Annotated in this window: 15 protein-coding genes; 10 read left to right on the top strand and 5 right to left on the bottom strand. The window is 42.7% G+C overall.

The annotated features are described in order from the left end of the window. Positions 1-29 precede the first annotated feature (29 nt). The 5 genes from J3455_RS03450 (at position 30) to J3455_RS03430 (ending at position 5,607) form a co-directional block, all read left to right on the top strand. Positions 30-989, top strand: a complete 960-nt coding sequence (locus J3455_RS03450; protein WP_167657361.1) for a sensor histidine kinase — start codon at positions 30-32, stop codon at positions 987-989. Between the two features lie 82 nt (positions 990-1,071). Then, the gene (locus tag J3455_RS03445) at positions 1,072-1,722 is read left to right on the top strand and encodes a UPF0149 family protein (protein WP_167657362.1); all 651 of its coding nucleotides are present in this window, start codon (positions 1,072-1,074) and stop codon (positions 1,720-1,722) included. A gap of 316 nt (positions 1,723-2,038) precedes the next feature. Further along, complete coding sequence (locus tag J3455_RS03440) at positions 2,039-4,582, top strand: TonB-dependent receptor plug domain-containing protein (RefSeq protein ID WP_349561086.1); 2,544 nt, start codon at positions 2,039-2,041, stop codon at positions 4,580-4,582. Between the two features lie 117 nt (positions 4,583-4,699). Then, positions 4,700-5,134: an Xre family toxin-antitoxin system antitoxin gene (locus tag J3455_RS03435; protein WP_119853251.1), complete on the top strand. Its 435-nt coding sequence runs from the start codon at positions 4,700-4,702 to the stop codon at positions 5,132-5,134. Further along, complete coding sequence (locus J3455_RS03430) at positions 5,134-5,607, top strand: RES family NAD+ phosphorylase (RefSeq protein ID WP_167657364.1); 474 nt, start codon at positions 5,134-5,136, stop codon at positions 5,605-5,607. The genes J3455_RS03435 and J3455_RS03430 overlap by 1 nt, the downstream gene beginning before the upstream one ends. 1,040 nt (positions 5,608-6,647) lie before the next feature. On the opposite strand, the gene J3455_RS03425 is transcribed toward J3455_RS03430, so the two are convergent. Further along, positions 6,648-8,519, bottom strand: coding sequence for a monovalent cation:proton antiporter-2 (CPA2) family protein (locus J3455_RS03425; RefSeq protein ID WP_349561085.1), 1,872 nt, complete (start codon positions 8,517-8,519; stop codon positions 6,648-6,650). A gap of 233 nt (positions 8,520-8,752) precedes the next feature. Between J3455_RS03425 and arfA the strand changes: the two genes are divergently transcribed. From arfA to J3455_RS03405, 4 genes are all read left to right on the top strand, one after another. Next, complete coding sequence (gene arfA, locus J3455_RS03420) at positions 8,753-8,944, top strand: alternative ribosome rescue factor ArfA (protein ID WP_054563243.1); 192 nt, start codon at positions 8,753-8,755, stop codon at positions 8,942-8,944. Positions 8,945-9,408: 464 nt separating this feature from the next. Continuing rightward, on the top strand, positions 9,409-12,573 hold the full coding sequence (locus tag J3455_RS03415) for a glycosyl hydrolase family 18 protein (protein WP_349561084.1): 3,165 nt from the start codon (positions 9,409-9,411) through the stop codon (positions 12,571-12,573). Between the two features lie 52 nt (positions 12,574-12,625). Beyond that, positions 12,626-14,233 carry a lytic polysaccharide monooxygenase gene (locus J3455_RS03410; protein ID WP_349561083.1) on the top strand — a complete coding sequence of 536 codons (1,608 nt, stop codon included), beginning with the start codon at positions 12,626-12,628 and terminating at the stop codon, positions 14,231-14,233. A gap of 65 nt (positions 14,234-14,298) precedes the next feature. Continuing rightward, positions 14,299-16,932, top strand: a complete 2,634-nt coding sequence (locus J3455_RS03405; RefSeq protein WP_349561082.1) for a glycosyl hydrolase family 18 protein — start codon at positions 14,299-14,301, stop codon at positions 16,930-16,932. 269 nt (positions 16,933-17,201) lie between these two features. Here J3455_RS03405 and J3455_RS03400 read toward each other — a convergent pair whose 3' ends face one another. Continuing rightward, positions 17,202-17,462, bottom strand: a complete 261-nt coding sequence (locus tag J3455_RS03400) for a zinc ribbon domain-containing protein (RefSeq protein WP_349561080.1) — start codon at positions 17,460-17,462, stop codon at positions 17,202-17,204. Between the two features lie 635 nt (positions 17,463-18,097). On the opposite strand from J3455_RS03400, the gene J3455_RS03395 reads away from it, so the two are divergent. After that, entirely contained in the window at positions 18,098-18,850 is a 753-nt protein-coding gene (locus tag J3455_RS03395; protein WP_167657369.1) for a substrate-binding periplasmic protein, read from the top strand. On the opposite strand, the gene J3455_RS03390 is transcribed toward J3455_RS03395, so the two are convergent. The 3 genes from J3455_RS03390 to J3455_RS03380 all read right to left on the bottom strand — a co-directional run bounded on the left by J3455_RS03390 (position 18,851) and on the right by J3455_RS03380 (position 25,008). Then, positions 18,851-20,356: a phospholipase effector Tle1 domain-containing protein gene (locus tag J3455_RS03390; RefSeq protein WP_349561078.1), complete on the bottom strand. Its 1,506-nt coding sequence runs from the start codon at positions 20,354-20,356 to the stop codon at positions 18,851-18,853. A 127-nt stretch (positions 20,357-20,483) separates the two neighbouring features. Beyond that, the gene (locus J3455_RS03385) at positions 20,484-24,005 is read right to left on the bottom strand and encodes an ATP-binding protein (RefSeq protein WP_349561076.1); all 3,522 of its coding nucleotides are present in this window, start codon (positions 24,003-24,005) and stop codon (positions 20,484-20,486) included. 52 nt (positions 24,006-24,057) lie between these two features. After that, a complete protein-coding gene (locus J3455_RS03380) occupies positions 24,058-25,008 on the bottom strand; it encodes a GGDEF domain-containing response regulator (RefSeq protein ID WP_349561074.1) in 951 nt (316 codons plus the stop codon). Positions 25,009-25,035: the final 27 nt, after the last annotated feature.

Here is a 25,035-nt window from a genome sequence, read left to right as displayed (position 1 = left end):
AAAAGAGACAAATAAAGTTTGAGATGAAAATGGATGACTTTAAGCAAGCCTACTTATTAGAAAAAGCGGCCAGAGAAGAAGCTGAGCAATTGCTTGCAGATAAAAGCAGGATTTTAGTGGCATTAAACAGTGAGCTTGAGCAAAAAATTGCTGATTTAAAACACCATCAAGCCATGTTTATTCAAGCTGAAAAAATGGCTACTTTAGGAACACTCTGCGCAGGGGTTGCGCACGAAATAAATAACCCGCTTGCCTATAGCATCAGTAATGTTGATTGTTTAAAAAACTATTGTGATTACTTTAGTGATTTGCTCGCTGTGTGCGATGAGTTTGCTTGTAGTGAAACCGATAAAGTAACATTCTGTAAGCAATTAACTGAGCTAAATAAATTGCATTCATTTCGCTTTGTAGCCGAAGAGCTACCTGACTTAATTAGCGATACCTCACAAGGATTGCAAAGGATCAGTAAAATTGTTGCTAATTTATTAGATTTTTCGCGGCCCAAAGGTCACGACAAGCAATTTGCTGATATGACAGATGCAGTAAAAAGTGCCGTAAAACTATTAGCAAACCAACTGCGTGATTGTAATTTACATACCCAGTACAGCCCTATATCACAAAGTTGGTGTAACTTACCTGCGATAAGCCAAGTGATAGTCAATATCCTAATTAATGCAAAACAAGCCTGTGATAATCAAAAATCAAATGCTGAAATATCTGTTGCAGTATATGAGCTCGAACAGCATATTTATATAGATATTGAAGACAATGGCGCCGGCATGTCAGAAGAAACCATTGCGAAAATATACGATCCCTTTTACACCACAAAACCTGTTGGAGAAGGCACCGGCATGGGGATGACCATGGTGTATGCCATAGTGCATGAACATCAAGGCTGTATTGATATTCAAAGTACAGAAGGAATGGGCACAAGAATTAGCTGCGTGTTTCCTGTGCAAAGTCAGGTCAGGAAAACTGTAACTAGCTGACAGTATTTCAGTTGTTGCAAAAATTTGTGAATTCGCTAGGGTAGGAATACACCCATAGCAAACCAACATGCAAAGGCTCAATATGCTAAATCAACAAAGTTCGGATGTGTTTAAAAACTACCTCGCGAGTCAAAGCGAAACTAATCAAGTCAGCTTGGACCAAGTGCTTGGCTATATGTCTGGTCTATTGGCCTGCTCAGAGTTTTTTGGGGAATCAGAATTAGCAAATTATATTGCTGACAATGATGAGTCGGTATTCAACACCTTAATGACAGATTCAGAGCCTCGCGATGCGATGATTGAATTGCTTGATAACATCACCGAAGCACAAGTTGAACAAAAGAAAATCTTAGCAGAATTATACCCAAATGAAGTAAACAGCAATGAGCCAAGCCAAGCATTGCAGGACTTTTGTAGCGGCTATATTGCGGCGTATATTGTGAACCAAGATATTTGGCACAGCGACTTACAATTTTTACTTAAAGCTGATGATCAGCAAGATAATGAAAGCGAAGATGGTCAGCTGTTTATTGATAATTTTGAAGCAACTCTCGATTTACTAACGACCTTCGCGATGTGGGATCAGGCGCTGGCAAATCACCCTGAACCAGAAAAACTAGGCGAAGGGTTTGTCACCTTCTTTAATGCGCTAGACGAGAGCTTATCTGAGATTGCCACTATGGCGTTAATGCTTGAAGATGAAAAACTGGCGATGCTTGAGCAAGATCAGTAAACATTTCCCTTCTCAGTAGAGATAAGCTGATAGTTGCATTATTTTGCTTATTTCTACTGAAAAACGAATAGTTTCTGTTTGTAAGGTCCTATTAATACTACAAATAGGAATGTTTATACCTAAGTCGTACCTTATTTTTCTTCCCTTTTGTGTATTTGTTGATAGGATGTTTTGTAAGAGTTAACTCGCAGGCTTGAGTTAACTTTCAAAAATCGTGATTTCTAAAATCAACAACACGTGCTTAGTGCTTTTCTTAATTTCTCCAAAAGGGGCGTTTTTTTGTTTTAAGGAAAGCCGGAATATCAACAGGATACACATGACAACACATTCTTTAAGTATGCTGGCCGTTGCGGTTAGTATGGCTGTTTCTGCGACTTCAGTGCAGGCAGCAGAGCAAGCATCTGCTGTAAAAGCAGATAAAAACATCGAACAAATCTCTGTATTAGGCTCACGAGTTGCCAATCGTACGGCTACAGAATCATCATCGCCAGTTGATTTGATTGATGCTGACGACTTAAACAAAGGTGGATTCACTGAACTGGGCCAAAGTCTGCAAGCGACGGCTCCTTCATTTAACTTTTCTCGTACGCAAGTGTCAGATGGCTCTGACTTATTTAGACCTGCGACTCTTCGTGGTTTACAGCCAGACCAAACGTTAGTGCTTATCAATGGCAAACGCCGTCATAACCAATCTATTTTTGGTTTAAATGGTACTGTAGGTGCCGGTGCTGCGGGTACCGATATGAATGCGATTCCTCTTACTGCGTTAAAAGGCGTTGAAGTACTTCGTGATGGTGCTGCTGCGCAATATGGTTCTGATGCGATTGCCGGTGTTATCAACTTATCGTTAAACGATTCAACCGGTGTTACAACGGGCTATGTGCAAGCAGGTAGCACGGGTGAAGGCGATGGTGACACTATTTCAATGGGTTTAAACCGTGGCTTCGACTTAGGCGATGAAGGCGGTTTCATTAACTTTTCTTTGGAATACCGTGATGCGGATGGCACCAACCGAGCAGAGCGTGATATTGGTGGCTCAGTTGATGTGCCCGCTGGGACGCTATCTGATGATGTTCGCTGGGGACAAGGTAATGCTGATAGCGAATTTACCTCTGTGTTTTATAATATGGCGTTACCTTTTGGTGAGACCGAACTTTACTCATTTGGCGGATACTCAAACCGTACTGCGCTAGGTAATGGTTTTTACCGTAACTTTGACCAAGCAGCGAAGAACGTGGTGCAAGTTTATGGCGATGGCTTTTTACCTCGCATCGATAACGAAGCCGAAGATATTTCGTTTTCACTTGGACTGCGCGGTGAGTTAACTCCAGATTGGAGCTATGACGTATCTGCCGTATATGGTGAAAACAGCTATGATTTCACGTCAAAAAACACGCTAAATGCGTCGTATGCTGCTGAATATGTAGCGAACAACCCAGATGCAAGTGATGCTGATATTGTTGCAAATGCAGGCCCTAACGGCGGGTACTCAGGGGGTTTTAGATTTGACCAAACGACTATAAATGCAGACCTCAATGGTATTGTCGATATTGGCCGCAGCGAGCCTTTATATGTATCTGTGGGGGCTGAATACCGTAAAGAAAACTATGAGATCGTGCCGGGCGAAGAAGCCTCTTATGCGTGTGGTTTAGCTAATTCAGATACTTCATACCCTGCGGTAAACGACAGTAGCGTATTCGCTGAGTGTGGTTTCCAGGCATATAACGGTTTACGCCCTGAAGCATCAAACAAAGAGAGCCGCCACAGTTATGCATTTTATGTAAATGCCGAAACGCTGATCACGGACGCATGGCAAGTAAGCGCAGCGCTTCGTTATGAAGATTTCTCTGATGCCGGTGATGACATCATTGGTAAGCTAGCAACCCGTTATGAAATTACCGATGACTTTGCTGTTCGTGGTGCCATTTCTTCTGGCTTTAGAGCACCATCTCTACAACAAAGTGCGTATACCGCTTACACCACAAATTTAGGTGCTGGTGGCGTATTACTGCAATCATTTACGGCAACTGCAGGCTCTGATTTCCCCTCAGCACTGGGTGTTGATAACCTCGGTCTTGAAAGCTCAGAAAACTTAAGTGCAGGTTTTGTTTATAACGTAACCAGCGATTTATCACTGACCGTTGATTTTTATCATGTTGCAATTAAAGACAGAATTACTCTTGGCAGCTTAATGTCTGCGGATGATGTGGCATTTAGTGCCGAAGCTGTCGCTGCACTTAATGCAACAGGGGCACAGCAAGCTAACTATTTCTCAAACTCGGTTGATTCAACCACCAAAGGTGTTGATATCATCGCTTCGTATCGCACTGATTTGTACGATGGTAATTTCTCAGCAACGTTTGCAGGTAACATTAACGAGACTGAAATTGATGATGTGAATGCACCGGAAGGGATTCCTGAGTCAATTGCCCTTGATGATTTACAACGTAGCTTCTTAACAGACGGTCAACCAGGTGAGCGTGCAACGTTAACATTTGAATACGATCGCGGCGATTTCAACAGCATGCTACGCTTTAATTATTATGGTGAAACAGACGTTAAATACTTTGGTAATGACCACATTGGTTTGCCTGATCAATTATCACCTACAGGTGAGTTTAAAGACACAAGCACTGTTGAGTCAGCAGTATTAGTTGATGTTAACCTTGGTTATCAGTTAACTGACGAACTGATGCTATCGGCGGGTATTGATAATATCTTTGATGTAACCCCAGACGAACTTGGCGAAGACGAAGCTCTTGATTTTATTACTAACCAAGCATTCAAATACCCTGTTCGTGCATTACCTTATGGTTTTGATGGTATGACTTACTACGCAAAACTGAGTTTTAGTTTTTAATTCCTAAGTTGAAGTGAAACTTAAATAGCGCCTCAAGGCGCTATTTTTTTGCTTAATTGTAGTATCCGACATTTGTCGCTATAATAAGTGACAGTTGTCTTTTTGGCGAGGTGGAAAATGAATGCTGTTGAAACTGATTATTTAGGTGTGGTCACTGATGGTCGAGTAACTATCAATTCAAATACACTGGATGAAATAAGTGTTGCAACACAAGGCGTGACAGTTAGTGCGATTAAATCACTCGCTAAAGAGCTAAATTGGGACGCTAATAGCTTAGCAGCCTCAATCGGTACCACTATGCGTACACTCGAAAGATATAGTAAAGACCGAAAGCGGTTGAATGCCAAGTTGAGTGAAAATGCGTTAGAAGTGGCACGTATTTCGTCACAAGGGATTGCTTATTTTGGTGATGTTAAACGCTGGAACGAATGGCTTAGCACCCCTAATATTCAATTTGCTAATCAAGAGCCAAAGTCGGTGATCCATACAATCCGCGGTCGTGAGCTTATTAAACGCGTGATACTAGGGCTTGAGTACGGGTTTACCGCTTAATGATTTGCTACCGAATAGCACCCAAAGTACATAATGATCTAGCCAACGCGTTATCTGGGCTGGGTGGTTTGTATGCACAAGGACGGTGGCATTTTGTTGGTAAACCTATTGTGTATACAGCGAGCTCACGCTCTTTAGCAATGCTTGAGCGATTAGTGAATGACACAACGGATATTTTAAGTACAAACCTGAGTATTACAACGATTCAAATCCCTGATGATCTCAAGATTATTAGGCTAGTAGCTAGCGAACTTCCAAAAGCATGGGATGATCACCCCTACATTACAGAGACGCAAGCGTTAGGTTCTGATTGGCTAGCATCGATGGATGCAGCCGTACTTCAAGTTCCTTCAAGTCTATGCCCCGATGAATACAATTATTTAATCAACCCATTTCACACAGACATAAGCAAAATTAAATGCATTGATAGCAAAGACTTTTTCTATCCAAATCGATTGGCTGCAAAGCTTTGAAATAGTTATTGAGGGGAAAGAGGGGAAGTTTGCGAGAGTAAAGGGGGAAAGTTTGCGAGTTTCGAGGTGCGATACGAGACATGAGATGCGAGATACGAGTCTGTAGCAGCGATTTTATATCGCGTTTCTCTCGCACTTTTTTGGGTTTCCACCTGCATTTAAACACTCCAAAATCTGTCTAGTAGAATGCTTCCAAATAACAAAATCCAACCTGCAACTATAATTGTGTAGTAGACAGTCGAGTTTATTATTGGCTCTAAAGTGAAGTGTGGTGAAAATAATTTTTTTAGCGGTTTAAAGAATAGCTTTGGGTTTAAGCTACCCGCTAAAATTATAAGTGAAATTGCTAGACAACTAATGAATTCGAACCAGTTTAGACTTTGTAATATAAGCGAATTAACACCGACAGTTAAATTAATAATTGCTGCCAATCCGAACAAAATAGATAGCAGCTTTTCCTTTTTATTAAGCGTTTCCATACTGTAATACTCCTTATTACATTATTTAATACCTTTATATTTCGGTAAGTTACGAGAAACGAGTTTGTAGCAGCGATTTTATATCGCGTTTCCTCTCGCATCTCACACCTCATATCTCAAGTCAGCAGGTCTTCCTCACCAATGTCGCGGCATAAAGCTACTGCTACGTAGGCGTTATGCTTGCATGGCGCTACGTCCAATCGTTTTACATTTGTGCGGTGTTTGAGAGTTCATGGCTGAAGCCATTCCTACAAACGACATCAAATTTGTAGTAGCGATTTTATATCGCGTTTATTCTCGCATCTCACACCTCATATCTCAAGTCAGCAGGTCTTCCTCACCAATGTCGCGGAATAAAACCGCTGCTACGTCAGCGTTATGCTTGCATGGCGTGCGAAACAAGTTTCACGCCTACGTCTAATGGTTTTACATTTGTGTGGTGTTTGAGAGTTCATGGCTGAAGCCATTCCTACAAACGACATTAAATTTGTAGTAGCGATTTCATATCGCGTTTATTCTCACACCTAGCACCTAGCACCTAGCACCTAGCACACCTCGAAACTAGTTACTTGTAACTCGTTCGCAAATCTCGCGCATTTGATGTTTTATTTCGGGTTCTTTTTCATCGAATATTTTATTGATACGTTCGATATAGGCATGGTTTTCTTCGAATGGTACGCCGATTTCGTAGACATCGGCGGCTTCGCGTAGCATTTCTTTATCAAACTCACTGAAGATATTGATCATTTCTTGGGCTTTTTCTCGCTCAATACCCAGTGCCTCAAAGGAAGAGCGACCCATGCGCAGTGTACTGTCATATGTTTCGCGGATAATATCGCGACAGCCGTAAGCCCATAAGTCGTATACATGATGGCGATCTACAGCGCGGGCAACCACATGTAAATGCGGATAATTTTGCATAGCATAGCGGACTAATTTAGTGATTTGTTCGGCATCATCAAGCGCAACAACCAGCAGTTTTGCATCTTCAATACCTGCAGCACTGAGTAGGTCAGGTCGAGTTGCATCACCAAAAAAGTTGCGAATACCAACACGCTCAAGGGCTTCAAGTTGTTTGTAGTTGTAATCAATCACGGTGGTTTTATAGCCGCCAGCTTGTAAAATACGGTCAACAAGGCCACCCATTCTGCCTGAGCCTGCAATGATCACATGGCTATCATCAGGGAACTCTTCTGTATCTTGCCTTGCTTGTTCACAAATAAAGCGCGGTGCTATCACACGTTGATAGAGAATAAATAAGCCTGGCGAAAGCAGCATGGATAAAGTAACAACCAGTAATAGTTGGTCGGCAACGGCTGCGGCTAAAACATTATTAGAAACACTGTAAGCCAGTAGTACAAAACCAAACTCACCAGCTTGTGCAAGCCCCATTGCTAGCAACCAAAGTGAGGCGCCTCTAAGGCCAAAAATACGGCCTAAAATTAATAGCACAACTGTTTTAGTTACAATCAGTGCGCCGGTTAGTAGCACGATGGTGGCTAGGTTATCTGCGAGTAATTGAAAATTGATACTTGCGCCAACGGTGATAAAGAATAATCCAAGTAATAGTCCTTTAAAGGGATCGATATTACTTTCAAGCTCATGTTTGTAAGGTGAATTTGCAAGCACAACACCTGCCAAAAAGGTACCAAGCGCAGGTGATAAGCCAACTAATGACATCATCAAAGCGATACCAATAACAAAGAATAAAGCCGTTGCGGTAAATAGTTCACGAAGCCGTGCTTGTGCTACAAATCTAAAAATTGGTGCGGTTAAATAGTTACCACCAAAAACGACGAGCGCTATCATACCTAAAGTAACCAGTGCAGCTTGCCAGCTCTCAAGACCTGCTACCAAGCTTAAACCAGCATGACCGTCTTCGCTTGCATAGGCTGTATCAGCCATTACGGGTGCTAATTCTGGTAAAGCTAGCAATGGAATAAACGCCAGCATAGGAATAACAGCTATATCTTGGGTGAGTAATACGCTAAATGAGGCTTGGCCACCATCTGATTTTAATAGCCCGCGCTCTGAAAGCGTTTGCAGTACAATTGCGGTCGATGAAAGCGATAATATTAAGCTTATTGTAAGTGCTGTTTGCCAAGCATGACCAAATGCTAAACCAATGCCAGTAAAGGCTGCGGCTGATAAAACCACCTGTCCGCCACCAAGGCCAATAAGCTGTTTTCGCATTGACCAAAGCGCTTTGGGCTCAAGCTCTAAGCCAACAATAAACAGCATCATTACCACACCAAACTCAGCAAAATGCTGGATGGCAATCACATCAACATTTAAAAATGTCAGTGTTGGCCCAATAACAATACCTGCGAGTAAGTAGCCAAGCACTGAGCCAAGCCCAAATTTGCTGGCAATAGGCACTGCAATTATGCCTGCGATCAAGAAAATATAGGCGATTAAAAGAAAGTCAGTCATCGTAATCCTGTTTGTTTTTAATTAACTATGGTCGTTTCCGCTAGTTTTGCCAGCAGTTAGGTAGTGAATGCAGTTAAAATACGAATTTAGTCAGAAAAATGACAACAAGGCATGGTGTTTAGTAAAAGCGCTTAAGACAAAATAAGTGGGGAAATCATCGTTTTTTTCTTAAAAACCGCTTGCGTAGCGCTTAGGTAGGTATATACTCGCAACACTTTAAATAGGAGCAAAAAATGAGCAAAAAGAAACAACGTACACAAGGCCAAGTTGATACCGGTCGTGGTGTAATTAACGATAATGTGTACGCCGCAATGGTGACATCTAAGCTGTTCACCGCAAAAGTAGAGAAACCTAAAAAAGGTAAAGGTGCATATCAACGTAAGGCAAAACATGCAGGGCGAGAGTCCTATTTAATCGCTGCTTAATTAAGTTGTGATCAAATAGGATTTTTGTGAAAAGCAAACACTGAGTGTTTGCTTTTTTTACGACTAAAATTTGTGTTAAGAATAACTTTCACTCAATTTTTATAGAAATTTTTACCTGAAAACTAATTTATTCGTTATATACCCATAATCGATACGATAATTATTTTCGCCTACCCTCACACAAGCGTTGCTTGTTTTTTATACAAGCTAGAAGTACCGCGCTTTCCATGGTTAAATTATTGTTAATTTTATGTTCGTTTTTACTCGGTAGAATCATTCTCGTTTTTGCTTTTTGATAAAAATAATTAATTCTTTTTTAGTGGTTTTAACTAAATCATACACCAAAAAGTGCGTTTATTTTACCTTTTGTAGGTAAATTCGGGCTTGACGAACTACCACTTTGTGTTACTTTAAAGTTGGATTTGTAAAATAAATGTTATTAAAACTTTGGGCGGAGGGAGCGAATGAGCTCGCATAAATTAATAAAAAATGCTTTTAAACTGAGTGCGCTTTCACTAAGTTTATACGGCTTTACAGCACAGGCTGCGATTGATTGCAGCAACTTAGAAGTGTGGCAACAAGGGCAAACACATGTTGGTGGTGATCAAGTTCAGGCACAAGGTAGCGCTTATGAAGCCAAGTGGTGGACGCAAACTAATCCTGTGGAGACTTCTGGTGTCGATCAAGAGTGGCGTTTATTGGGTGTTTGTGACAGCGTTGTCAATGAGAATCAAGCGCCTCAAATTAGCAGCTTAACACCCGAAGAGGGTTCTTTATTTACCATTAGTGACAGCGTTGTCATAAATGCGGTTGCCGCTGATCCTGATGGTAGCGTGGCAAGTGTAGAGTTTTTTGTTGATGGAACATCGCTGGGTGTTGTGACAAGCACACCTTACTCAGCGAGCTGGCAAGCAACCCAAGGCAGTCATGTGATTAGTGCGGTCGCAACGGATGATTTAGGCCTAACCTCTGCAGCCGTTGCACATTCAGTGAGTGTGTCTGATGACGTTGAGCCAGTTAACCAATCGCCGGTGGCGAGCATTGAATTTAGCTCACTGCCATCGCAAGTAACGGTGGGTGACAGTGTGGTGTTTGCGCTTTCTGGCACTGATAACGATGGCCAAGTAACTGCGTTATCGTTAACTGAAAACAGCACCGAAGTTCATCAAGCAAGTGCTGCTTCTTCAAGTTACACCTGGCAGGCACCTGCAGTTGGGCAATTTTCATTTACCTTAACGGTGACCGATAACGAAGGCGCGACGGGGACACAAAGCAAAGTTGTTAATGTTGTTGAAGCAACAGAACCAGGTACAGATTGTAAACCGCAAGGCTTATATCAAACCCCAGGTGTGAATACCCCATACTGTAGCGTATATGATGCAAATGGCCGTGAGAAAATGGGCGCAGATCACCCACGCCGTGTTATTGGTTACTTTACTAGTTGGCGAAATGGTGCCAATGGTCAGCCAAGTTACTTAGTTAATGATATTCCATGGGACAAGATCACCCATATTAACTATGCCTTTGCGCATGTTGATGGCAATAACAAAGTATCGATAGGTGATCCAAATGCAGCTGGCAACCCAGCGACAAACATGACTTGGCCGGGCGTTACCGGCGCTGAAATGGATCCAAGCTTTAGTTACACAGGTCACTTTAACTTACTCAATAAATTTAAAAAACAACACCCAGATGTAAAAACCTTAATCTCTGTAGGTGGTTGGGCTGAAACCGGTGGTTATTTTGGTGCAGACGGTACTCGCGTAAATAGCGGTGGTTTCTACACGATGACAACTAATGCCGATGGCTCAGTGAACCAAGCGGGGATTGATGCCTTTGCGAAAAGTGCTGTTGAGTTTATTGAAACCTACGGTTTTGATGGTGTCGATATTGATTACGAATACCCATCGTCAATGAACGACTCAGGCCACCCTGATGATTTTCCTATTTCTAATGCTCGTCGCGCAGGCCTTAACGCCTCGTATCGTGTATTGATGCAAAAACTACGTGAAGAACTTGATATTGCAGGTGAAAAGGCAGGTAAGCATTATTTGTTAACGATTGCTTCGCCATCTTCAGGTTACTTATTACGTGGCATGGAAACATTCCAAAGCGTGAAGTATCTCGATTATGTTAACATCATGTCTTATGACTTACATGGTGCATGGAATTCACATGTAGGCCATAACGCAGCCTTGTTTGATACCGGTCTTGATTCTGAATTAGCGCAATGGGGCGTCTATACCACCGCTGAGTTTGAAGGTATTGGCTACTTAAATACGGATTGGGCTGTGCGTTACTTCCGCGGTGCGGTCTCTGCAGGTCGGATCAATATTGGTATTCCATATTACACCCGTGGCTTTAAAGATGTGTCGGGCGGTACTAATGGTTTATGGGGCCAAGCAGCGCTGCCAGATCAATCAAAATGTGCGAAAGGGACTGGCGTTGGTGAGAAAAACCAATGCGGTAATGGTGCACTTGGCATAGATAACCTATGGCACGATAAGAACGATGTTGGTGAAGAAATGCCAGCAGGTTCGAACCCTCTATGGCATGCGAAAAATCTCGAAAATGGCATTAACCCTTCTTACCTTGAAATCTATGGCCTAACGCCAGAAACCGATGCAGACGATGTATTAACAGGAACTTATACACGTTTCTACGATGATGTAGCTGTTGCTCCATGGCTTTGGAATGCAGAGAAAAAGGTATTCTTATCAATCGAAGATGAGCAATCAATGGCAACCAAAGTTGATTATGTTATCAACAATGGCCTTGGTGGCATCATGTTCTGGGAGCTTGCCGGTGACTATGATTATGACTCAGCGAAAGGTGAGTACTTCATGGGCTCAAGCTTAACCACACTTGCTTACGATAAATTTAACCAAAGTGGTGTGGCTTATAACACGCATCAAGGCAATGTCGATTTCACCATTCCTAGCGAAGCTGTTGACGTAAGCTTTGCAGTGAAAGACTTCCCAATTGGTGATGATAACTACCCAATTTCACCTACATTCGCATTCACCAATAACTCAGATATCGACTTAAGCGGCGCGAAAATCAGCTTTGATGTGCCCGTTTCTACCTCTGCGATTTTCAAATCAAATTGGAATGCACAAGAAAAGCTCGGTATGGCTGTTGAAGCGAATGGCTCTAATGCGGCTGGCGATAATATCGGCGGCTTTGAAAATGAGTTCCATCGTTTTTCAATCACTTTAGTGAATGAGTGGGGCGGTATCGAAAAGTCATTTAACACAGGTGAAACCGTTGAAGCACAAGTTATGTACTACATGCCAATTACAGGGCCAACGAACTTCACTATTGAGAAAAATGGCAAAACCTACGCCTTCAAATACGAATACCCAATGCTACCGGATGGCACTGCCGGCAGTGGTGATACTGGCGGTGACACCGGTGGTGGTACGGGTGGCGAGGGAAGCTGTAATGGTGTTGATGTAGCGAGCATCCCTGTGTATCCAAATTGGCCGCAAACTGATTGGGCTGGTAATCCAAGCCATGCTGTTGGCGGCGACCTAATGTATCACAACAACGTGATTTACGAAGCAAAGTGGTGGACGAGCACAGAGCCAGGCACATCTGCTGACTGGACGGTGAGTTGCACGCTTTAACCAACTAAGCGGAGCAAGGACTTTGCTCCGCATTTCTACAGCGAGAACAACAATGAAAGTAATGAAATCAAAGGCATTGTCTTTATCGGCAGTGGCAACCAGCATGCTGCTTGCCTGTGCATCAAGCCATGTGAATGCCCACGGATTCTTAGAAAGCCCAAAGGCACGCCAAGCATTTTGTAATGCCGATGGCGGGTACTGGTGGCCTGCTGATGGCACGGGTATTCCTAATCTTGCTTGTCGAGCAGCGTTTGTTGAAGCAGGGCATGTGCAGTTTGTGCAAGATATTGAATTTTCGGCTAATACCATTGATTACACAAACTTTGCGGCAGTTAAACAAAGTGTACCTGATGGCCGACTATGTGCAGCAGGCGACCCAGAAAAACGCGGTATGGATTTACCTTCAGCGCATTGGCAACGCAGTGAGGTTATTCCTAATGCAAATGGCGATATTTTAGTGCGCTTTTTAGCGAGTACGCCGCATAACCCGAGTTTTTGGCAGTTTTATTTAACAAAACCGGGCTTTGATAGTGCGACTCAAGTGCTTACTTGGGATGACCTAGAGCTTGTTGAAGAGTACGGTAATCTTGGTTTTAGCATTGATGCTAATAACGACCGTTACTATGAAATGAGCGTGTCGATTCCACAAGGGCGCAGTGGCGATGCCATATTATATACGCGTTGGCAACGAGATGATGCCGGTGGCGAAGGCTTCTACAACTGTAGCGATATTAATATCGTTAGCGATGCGACCCCGACAGAGCCAAGCGATTGGACAGCAATCAGCTACTTTGTTCGTCAAGGACAAGACGCTGAGGTTGGCGGTAGTGTGTCAGCTCGGTTATTTGATGAAAATGGCCAAGAGTTACTAACTCAACAAATGCAGATCACAGCTGATAATCAAGCTAATTGGCAGGCTGAATTTGCGGCGCTGTTAAACCTGAATTACGCGCACTTAGTTAATATTGGCGTGCAAAATAGCGCTGGAGATATCGTCTTTGATGCTACAGATTTACTAACTAATCAGGTCTTTACAACGAATGCAAACTACAGCTTTGCACTAAGCATACAATCGGCTCCTGACAATACCGCGCCGATAATTCATCAACCAGATGACCTTCAAGTCGAAGAAGGCAGCAGCACCGCGATACACCTGCACGCCTTTGATGATCAACAAAGCACCTTAACTTATAGCTGGGATGTACCTGCACCACTGAGCTTTACGGGTAGCGATGCCAACATCACGCTAAACGCCCCCGCTGTAGATGCTGATACAAGTTACACCGTGAGTGTATCGGTGTCAGATGGCAAGCTCACAAGCCAAGTAAGTTTTACCGTGACTGTGCTTAATAGCGCGGTGGTCGACTCTGACCCTGTTGATCCGAGCGTGCCTGCTTGGAATAGCACAAGCCAATACAACACGGGCGATAAAGTGAGTTTCAACGGCGGCGTTTACAGCGCGAAATGGTGGAACCAAGGCGCACAACCAGACAGTAGTGATGCATGGCAGCTTGAATCTGGCAGTGCATCAATCGAGTGGAACAGCGGCAAAGCCTATCAAGGCGGCGACGAAGTAACCTATCAAGGACAGCGCTATCGAGCGCAGTGGTGGACCCAAGGAGATGTACCGGGTGCCAGCCAAGTATGGACAGAAATCTAAAGTTTTGTAGTTCAAACTTTATCAATAACAGCGTAACGCTATATAAAAACAGATAAGAGAGAATCATGAATATAAAACAATTAAGCGCAGCCATTGGTGTTGCACTCTTTGCAAGTGCAGCAAATGCGGCACCATCAACACCGACCATTATTTGGGAACCACAAGAGTACTCATTTGTTGAGGTCGATCTTGAAGGCACAGGTTCATATAAGAGCTTGGTGAACCGCGTTGATGAAGTCACTATCAGCATTGAATGGAACGCATGGAGTGGTGATGGCGGCGACAGCTATAAAGTGTACTTCGATGATATGTTGGTTAATGAAGGCTCGCTGGCGGCAGGCACTAAAAGTGGTGTTATTAGCTTCCCGTATGATAAAGCGGGTCGTCACACAATGTATTTAGAACTATGTGAAGGCGGCACCACCTGTGCTCGCAGTGAAGGTAAGCCAATTGTTATTGCCGATACAGATGGCGGTCACTTAGCGCCATTGCCGATGGATTATGATCCAAACAACCAAGATATTGGCACCAAAGATGGCCTTGTAACCGGTGCCTACTTTGTTGAATGGGGTATTTATGGCCGTGACTATGATGTAACTAATATTCCAGCGCAAAACCTCAGTCATATCTTGTATGGATTTATTCCAATTTGTGGACCTAATGACTCGTTAACAGGCGGTCCTAAAAACGCGCTAAATACGGCGTGTGCAGGCTCGCAAGATTTTGAAGTTGTGATCCACGACCCATGGGCAGCGATTCAAAAAGCGCTACCAGGTGTTGATAGTAATGACCCAATTCGTGGTACCTATTCGCAGTTAATGGCGTTAAAGCAGCGTTATCCTGATCTGAAAATTTTACCATCAGTAGGTGGTTGGACTTTATCAGACCCATTTGCTTACTTTACCGATAAAGCAAACCGCGACACGTTTGTGGCATCAATGGAAGAGTTTTTAAGAACGTGGAAGTTCTACGACGGTGTTGATATTGACTGGGAGTTCCCTGGTGGTGATGGTGCTAATCCAAACCTAGGCGACCCAGTTGCTGATGGCCCAGCATACGTAGCGCTGATGCAAGAGCTGCGCGCGATGCTTGACAAACTCGAAGCAGAGACAGGTCGTGAGTATGAGTTAACATCAGCGATTGGTGCAGGTTATGACAAAATTGAAGATGTTGATTATCAAGCCGCTAGTCAGTATATGGATTATATCTTTGCCATGACTTATGACTTTTATGGTGCATGGAGTGGTGTGACGGGCCACCAAACAGCGCTTTATTGTTCATCGCATTTCCGCGTTGGTCAATGCGATGGCACAGGTGTTGATGAGGAAGGTGTTCCATATAAAGGCCCGGCTTACACAACCGACAATGCAGTTCAGTTATTGCTAGCGCAAAACGTACCATCGAAGAAAATTGTGGTAGGTACCGCTATGTATGGTCGTGGTTGGGAAGGCGTTTATCCAACAGGCACAAGTATTGATGGAAATCCAATGACAGCAACAGGGACCGGCCCACTTAAAGGCAGCACTGCGCAGGGCGTTTGGGAAGATGGTGTTATTGATTATAAAGGCATTAAAGCCAATATGATCGGTGCTTCAGGTACTGGAATTAATGGCTTTGAAGTGGGGTATGATCAGCAAGCAAAAGGTGCGTATGTATGGAATCGTTCAACAGGCAAGCTCATTACATATGACAGCCCTGCATCAGTTATTGCTAAAGGTAATTATGTCAATCAGCATAATTTAGGTGGCTTATTTGCATGGGAAATTGATGCTGATAATGGTGATATTCTTAATGCAATGCATGAGGGGTTGGGTGGTACAGTCACTGAGCCTAGCAATAGAGCGCCCGTGCTATCTGTATCAAGCTCCGTATTTGTTAATGCGGGCGAAAGTGTATCTGTGACTGCATCGGCAACTGACGCAGATAACGATCCACTAAGCTTTAGCTGGACAGCTGACAGCGCGTTAACAGTAAGCGGTGAAAATTCAGATACACTTGTTATTACTGCACCATCAGTGACTGCTGATACGCAATACACGGTTGCTGTGAGTGTTAGTGATGGTGAGGCAAGTGTAAGCCGTAACGTTACAGTGAATGTTGTAGCACCAACAACAGGTGAGAACCAAGCACCAGTGGTTGCGGCCATTGCAGATAAAACAGTGGCTGAAGAGGCGAGTGTGGCTGTAGCGGTTTCGGCATCTGATGCTGATGGCGATGCGCTTTCATACAGCTGGACAGTACCAGCAGGCTTAACGTTAGTGGGTTCTGGTGCTGATGTGAGTTTACAAGCGGGCAGCGTTGATGCAGATACTAGTTATGTTGTATCGGTTTCGGTAAGTGATGGACAAACAGCTACAGCTGTGAGCTTTAATGTCAAAGTGACAGACTCTGGCACAACAACTCCGCCAGGTGGTGAAACTACATGGGATGCAGCGGCTATCTATGTAGGTGGTGATACGGTGACTTATAATGGCGTAGAGTATACTGCTAAGTGGTGGACACAAGGCGACCGCCCTGATTTAGGTGGCCCATGGGAAGCAAGTTCACAACCAACTGACGGTAATGGTGATGTTGTGTGGCAAGCTGCGGGTATCTACAACGGTGGCGATCAAGTCACTCACCAAGGTAATAAATACGAAGCGAAATGGTGGACTCAAGGAGACGAGCCAGGTGTCGCAGATGTATGGAAAGCACTTTAAGTGTAATAACCACATTTAATGCCCATCATTAAAATGTGATTTCCCTTCAAAGCAGCCTTAAGGCTGCTTTTTTGTGGGAGGAAGTTAGCGAGGGGAAAGAGTAAAGTTAGAAATGGGAAAGGCGTTAGGTTCTAGGATCTAGGCTCTAAGGGAAAGTTTGCGAGATACGAGCGAATGTTTACGATATGGTTTTACTTTCATGATTACTGACTCCAAACAGGTATCTACTTTTATGCAGTCAGATCATGAAACTTGAAACTCGCCAACAATTAAACCGTTTTCTTTGGCTCAACCGCGAACCACATGATGAAGCCGCACTTTTTGCACGAAAACAAAGACGCGCTGTCATTTGCCCAATCTAAATTCAAAAAAGTCATACCTGCGGTATTTAATTGTGCGTGACCTAGCTCGAAGTGATGATGCCCGCAATGAATGCATTTCGCTTTTACGTTGTTTACTTGGTATTCGTCTGATTTTACGGCGCTCATAGCACCTTTAAGGCCCTTGCCTAACTTTGAAATAAATGACATCTGTAACCTATTTATTAATTGAGAAATTTAAGACAACCCATAAAAGAAAAAGAGAATGGTTCTTTTTTGGCTGTACCTTTTTATCATACAATTGTATTTGTAGCTAATCGAAATAAGTAGCCATGACGTGATGTAAAATCGCTGGCTTTTAGTCTTTAGATGTCAGTCCAGCTGTGGGGTTGGTCAGGTCGAGTGTTCTTCTCAGCGATTTAAGCCTTGTAGGAGGTACTTTAGTGCCGAATAGAATCAAACATAATCCATGTAAACCTTTCAAATTTCTTATCTTCAGACACGCGAAACAAGTTTCACGCCTATCTGTAGAAGCAGCTTTATGCCGCGACAATTAAAGCAAGATAACGAGACAAGAAAAAACAAGATAAACGCGATGTAAAATCGCCGCTACAGACTCGTACCTCGTAATTCGTTTCTCGTAACTTTCCCCTTGAAACTCGCAAACTTAAGACATTTCCCGGCTAAAGCCAGTCCTACGGGCTGCCACCTCATACCTCGTAACTTTCCCCTCGTAACTTAAAGCTTGCTAACTTTCTGTTTCTTATTTCATACATTGGTCTTTCAACAATTATCAACCATACTAAAAGAAAGTCAGTTCTAAGTACTTAAACTAAGGTGTGTTGATGGTTTTAAAAGTGCTGTTATTAATTCTTACTGCTTTAATAAGTGCTTCTGCTTTTAGTTGTGAGAAAACCTTAAAGGTAGGCATTAGTCAGCAATGGGCGCCTTATGCATTTACCCAAAATGATCAGCTGACTGGCATTGATATTGATATAGTAAACCTAATACTAAAGGATGCGGGCTTTTGCGCTAAATTCGTTATTATGCCGTCTTCAAAGCGCGGTTTTGCTGAACTAAAACATGGTAAAATTGATGTGTTGCCAGCTGCTAGCTATAGCAAAGAGCGTGATTCATTTAGCTTCTTTTCAGAGCCTTACCGTAATGAGGTGATGCGGTTATTTTGGTATCCCCATAACCGTTTAGACGCTCTAGACTTACAAGGGTTACTTGATCATCAGCAAGTAATTTTGACTAATAGCGGTAGTTATTATGGCCCAGAATTTACTCAGTTAGCTCAACAAGCTAAATACAAAGAACAACTCGTTACTGTGGCCTCCTTACGCCAGCGCCTCGCTATGCTAGTTGCTAGGCGAGTCGATTTTTTTGTTGATGATGAATTAGCTGGTTTATATTTAATTCAAAAAAATAAGCTGCGGGGTATCGAAATCTACCCTTATATTGTCCACAATGACAGTGTTCATCTAATGCTTAATGAAATTAACTTGTCAGCAGAAGAAAGAGCCGCTATTGATTCTGCTATTCTAAAAAATCAGCAAGCGATAATCGAAATTACCGCTCGGTATGTAATTAAGTAATTAACCCAAACGAGTAACGCGCAGTTTAATCCGCCCCGCATTCGCCCCATAAAAGCGGTTTAGGTCGTTGGCAAAAGGGCAAAACTCGCCAGATTTGGTAATACGAATATCGGCACCCTCAGCAATCTCAAATAAGTGATCGTCGTTGTTATCGATAGCGCCAATCAGTGCAAACCATTGTGCGTGTGGTAAACGTCTAAATGGCTCTAGCACGGCCATTGGAATTTCTTTCACACCAAGTTGGATATTATCTCGATGCCAGCCTGCTGGACCGCAGCTAATACCATCGTCATACCAGGTTTGCTCAGGGTAAGGGGTGAAGCGATAAGTACCGCCTTGCTCCAACATTAAGCCTGTGTGGTTGTACTTTTCGGCACCATACACAAATACATCTTTACTCTCATCAATACTCAGCACCGTCATATTTTGCTTATCAAGCGCAATATGCGGGCTTAATCCCTTAAAGTTTAAGCGCGTTTCATCATTATATAGCACATCGTAGTGAAGGCTTTTTAACGATTCTGGACGATAGCTTGTTAGGCGGTTAATGCGCTCTGCGACGGTATAATGAATCGTTGGTGCGAGCGTGCTTTGTTCGTTATCAACTAATACACAGCATTCGCGATCTACCAGTTTAAACAACGGGTTAAACCAAAAATAGTTTTGCTGATGACTCAGTGCCAGCGGATCTGGGGTAACGGTTACATCGTCTTGAGCAATGAGGTTACGATGCTCTTCTGGGAGTAAGGTGTTGTAATTGATATCTGCGCTGGTAAGTAAGTTTAATGCAACGGTTTGTTCAATCAGCCACTCAATCGCATAGCGTAGGCAAATGTCGGCTAAACCATCACGATAATAGCCACCACCCACATCGGAATGGGCGCCCGCAAACCAGATCTCTTGCACATGCGGTGCTTTATTTATCAGGGTGGGTTCAAATGCACGGCGCTTTTCATCGAGAGCAACGCAATGAAGGGCTGCTTTAACATTATTTGCTAGCGTGTAGTTTTCAAAAATGACATGCTCAGCACCACGGGTTGCCTTAGTTACTTTTGAAAAACCAATAGATGCAACGGTATCAAATACACATAAGTAAACATCATCACTAATAAGTGGCTCTAAACACTTGGCAAAGCGTCTTGCTAGCGCTGCACCGCGGCTAAAGCCAGTGAGTAGTATTTTATCGCCAACAGTGTAGTAGCTTTTAAAGTCGCTCAGCGCACGGTTTAAAATGCTGGCAACGTCATCACCTCTAGGCGCAAGTGCTTGGTTAAATAAGCGTCGAAAGCGGCTACCTTGGGTGCCTATGCCCTGATAATAAAAGCTAAGTTGGGTTGGAAATGGTGTTTCGGGTTCGCTATTGAGTGCGCCACCAAAAAGTAAATGAAGTTTAAGAATATTAGAAATACTGGCGTCTTCTTTGAAGTGTGCAGCGCTGAATTGTTCAGCATCACGAGGCTCGCTGCCTGTGCCATCAAAGTTGAAAATCAGCGTTTTAGCGGTCATAGCGTCATTCCTTTAGTGGTTTGTATAAACATACTCCCACTTTATGAAAATTAGAAGACAAATATGCGGCGCTTTAATGAAAAATGGGCTTTGATTTTCAAAGCCCATTTATTTGCTATTAATAAAATTAGCCGACCCTGGCTACGGTATGCTTTTGTAAAATTTCTAACAAAATCTCGTAGTCTTTTTCGATTTCGAGTAGCTTAAGTTGAATATCTTTTAGCGTATTGCCCTTACTTGCGGCCAGTACCTCTAGTTCAGTAAAGTGCAGGTGCAATTTGGCTGCGCCCACATCGCCGCAGGTTCCTTTAAGCGCATGGCTGGTGGTTGCAATCGCATGGTAGTCTTTGTCTTTGATTGCTTGTGTTAGCAGCGTTATTTTTTTATGTGAGCTTTCTAAAAACATCTTACTCACTTTGTTTAATAGCACCTCGTTATTCATCAAACGACCGAGGGCAGCTTCGCGATTCCAATGCTGTTTTTCTTCATCGATTAATTCTTCTTGCAGTATAGCGGGCGACTGATTTACCTCAGGCACGGCAATCGTTTTTGGCGCTGTATGATGTTTAGGGTACGTTGATGCAACCCATTTCGCCGTAGTGGTAATCAATTTATCTGCACTGATAGGTTTTGTGATGTAATCGCTCATACCTGCATTTAAGCACTTTTTACGCTCACCGAGCATGGCATTGGCTGTCATGGCAATAATTGGGATCTCGCTATGGTACTCTCCACCAGCCCCTTTGCGTATTTGTGCCGCAGCATCATAGCCATTTAACACAGGCATTTGGCAGTCCATTAACACGCAGTTAAATGGGTCGTCTTCAGGTGCACTGGCCAATATTTCAATGGCTTGCTGACCATTCGACGCCATTTCAAAGCGCAGTGCCAAGCTCATTAATGTGCCTTTGGCAACTGCAGCATTTATATCGTTATCATCAACGATCAGTATTTTAGCTCCAGCAATATCAACATCTATGTGAATTTGCGTATCAGTCTCGCGACGAAGTGGTGTTGTGTCTTGAGCAGGCTGCTCTTGTATGAGTCGTTCATCAGCTAGTTTAAGTAAAAACTCAGAGATAAGCACAGGTTTAGATAAGCGCATAAAGGTGCAGAATTTAGCTTGCGGTGGTGGTTCGGTTGGGTTTATAAGCACCACTAATTTAAAGGGCAGGCTATGGTCATAGGTATTTTCAGTAAAGCTATCAAGTTTTGCGAGTAACGGATTGCCAGGCTCTAAAATTAGCGTATCAAAGGGCATGTTATCGCTTACCTCAAAGCTTTCTAGGTCAACATTCGTGAGCTGTCCACCGCAATGAGAGATTAGTTTTGTTAAGCTTCGTTCAAGCTCTGGTTGTTTAACTGACACAGCAAACACGCTGTCTTTTAAGCGGCTGCTTGGTTGGCGTTTTTCTACATTTTGGCTGTCTAACTGAATGGTAAATGTGAAAGTACTGCCTTTCCCCTCAGTTGATTCAAAGGAAATTTGTCCATTTAACAAACTAGCTAGTTGCTTACATATTGATAAACCAAGTCCAGTGCCGCCATATTGTGAAGCAACACTATTATCGGCTTGGGTAAAAGCACTAAACAATTTATTTTGGTTTTCAGGCGCAATACCAATTCCAGTATCTTGAATTGTGCAGCATAGCTCAACGTTATCATCGCTAAGACGTTTGCTTGTGGCGGTAAATTTTATAAAACCTGTTTTAGTAAATTTAATCGCGTTATTAATTAAATTGGTAATCACTTGTGAGTAGCGATGAGGGTCTGTAACAATCGAGCTGTACTCAACATCAGCAATATCTAAAATAAATTCAAGGTTTTTCTCTTGTGCTTTAACAGCCATGCTGCCACTTAAGCTTTCAAAAAACTTAATAGGGTTAAACGCTTTTTTGTCCAAGTCGAGTTTGCCAGCCTCAATTTTTGATAAATCAAGAATGTCGTTAATAAGTACGTTCAAGCTATTAACGCTTACCTCTGTCATTTCTAAATAATGCTGTTGTTGATTACTTAGTGACTCTCGTTTTATTAAATTGAGTGTGCCAATAACACCGTTTAGTGGTGTTCGCATCTCATGACTAATATTTGATATAAAAGCGCTTTTAACTTGGCTGGCTTTTTCTAGCTGGGCAGTTCTTTGTGCGACTTTAATTTCGAGTTCGTTATTTATTTGCTTAATTTTGTCGCTCGCTTGCTTTTCAACGGTAGTGTCGCGAATGAGGATGGCTGTGCCGTTGTGTTGATGATGTTCATCAAAGATAGCTGAAAAAGCGAGTGCTAAATGAGTCGTGTGTTGATTGCTTTGCTGATAGTCGACTTCAATTTCATGTTGCTTTCGTCGGCTTTTAACCTCGTTACATACCTCTTTAATGTTAATATTTGGAAATAGATTCAGTTTGTTTATATCTGCCCCTAAGACTTGTTCACGTTGAAAACCAAACAATTCAGTGGCTGCTTTATTCCAACTAGACACCAGACCGATATCACTTATTGCAATAATGGCATCTTTTGAGCCGCTAATAATGGCTGAAGATACCGCTCTTGCCTCGGCAAGCTCGCGGTTACGCTTTAAATTTCGATGCAAAAATCCAAGTACAAACACCAAAAAAGCAGATACGCCTAACAAAAATGCATAAGTGCTGATCCTCTGTTCGCGTTCCATCGCATTTATTTCAGAATGAGGAAGCATAATGTGGGCATCTATAAACCCTGTTTCTAAATCTCCAGTAAATGGAATGCGTTTACTTAATGCTTCGTATTGTTGCCCGCTTGCAAGGTTAGAGCTAATGCTGAGTATATTTTCTAGATAGGCGGGTTCAGATTTATACACTGAGTCCCAACGTTTGTTTGGCGCTAAGTCGCGGCTAAAGCGTAAGTCTTCATTTGGGTGTACTAAAAAGTAGCCTTCGCTGTCTGTTAGGATCAATGAGTTTGGTGCTTGTACCATCGCATTAAGAGATGCAAATAGGTGAGAGGTGTTAATGTTTGCAATAATCAGCCCATAGCGCTGCATATTTTCATTAAAAATGGGTAAGGCAATACGTAGCATAGGTTTATAAGGATAGTCGAGCTTTCCATATTCACGGTTGAGTGTTATTGCTGATAAATACATATCACCCAGTGACAATTGCGAACTTTGCTGATAATAGTCACGGCCACTTTTATCCTGTAACTGATTATCAGCTTTTACAACTATGCCACCGGCAGCTCTGTCTACTCTGATCAGTTCTTGTCCTGCTTGTTGCGTACTGATGATACGTAATTGCTCGAATTCTGCGTTGGATTGTAAAAACGCGACAAATATCGTTTCTAAACGTTTTTTCCATTGCTTTGAGGTGGTGCTATCTAGCGGATCATTGCCATCGTTCGCAGCGGCTCTTGCAAGCCCTGCTATGGGTGGGGTGGAGTATAAAAACTGTAAATCGTTTTTGTATTTATTAATACTCTCATTTATCTGCACATCTACGGTAGCGCTTGATTCTCTCAGTCGTTCAGCAACACTGTTATTAATATTTTTATGAAGTTGTAGCTCGAAAAAGAAGATTGCTGAGCACATAATGGCGCCGATAAAAGCAATCGCTAATGGCACTAAAAAGCGTCCTTCAGAGGTTGTTGCTTTTTTCTGGTGTAATACTTCGTAATCCATGGTTTAGCCCTCCATACCGAAAACGTGAGTCGACAGTAAGGTTTGGTTTAGCTTAAAAACTAAAACTGGGTTCAGCAAGTATGCAAACACAGCGGTTTCTCCCTTGATGCTTGGCTTGATAGAGCGCTTTGTCGGCACAGCGAATTAGCTCGTCAGTGTCGATGGCTTCATGCCCAGGAAATGTTGCGCTACCAATACTAATAGAGAGTACTCCAGAGGTTGCATGTGGGTGTTCAATATTTAGTTCACGAATGTTTGCCAAAAGCTTATGAGCAATAAATTGTGCCCCTTGAATATCGGTGTCTGGCAATACACATAAAAATTCTTCACCGCCATAACGAATAGTAGTATCGGTTGGGCGGTTAACACTTTTTTTGATTTCATCAGCAACACGTTTTAGGCATTCGTCACCTTGTTGATGACCAAAAGAGTCGTTGTATTGTTTAAAGTAATCAATATCGAGCATTAATACTGAAAGGGCTTTATCGTTTCTGACGGCTAAACGAATGTTTTGATCAAGGGTGTTTTGTAAAAATCGTCGATTGTTTAAACCTGTTAGGCTGTCGTGCTCACAAAGACTTTTGAGTAAATCGGCTTGTTTTTTTTGCGTTAAATGAGCCTTTACGCGATTAAGTAAAGTGACGCCATAAACCGGTTTTGAGACAAAATCGACGGCGCCTGCTTGCCAGCACCTATTTTGGTCATCTTGATCCATAATGGCGGTGATAAAAATCACCGGAATATCGTTGTACTGGGAGTGTTTTTTTAATAGCTTGCAAACATCTAGACCGCTCATGGAGCCAAGCATCACGTCAAGCAGTATTAAATCAGGTTTTAGGGTTTCGCACAGGTGCAGCACGTTTTCACCGCAATCTGTGGTGTGCGTTTTATAGAAGGGCGCGAGCAAACTTTCTATTACGGTTGTATTAATTGGTTCATCATCAACAATCAAAATAACAGAATCATTTAGCTTTAAATCTGTGCGACTAGCTACCGGTTGCAAACTATTCCCTCCACGCGATGAATAAAG

The organism is Pseudoalteromonas sp. NFXS39, from assembly GCF_040148775.1.
GTDB classification, from domain to species: Bacteria; Pseudomonadota; Gammaproteobacteria; order Enterobacterales; family Alteromonadaceae; genus Pseudoalteromonas; species Pseudoalteromonas apostichopi.
The sequence above is the reverse complement of the archived record's forward strand: the minus strand, read 5'-3'. Positions and strand labels throughout refer to the sequence as shown.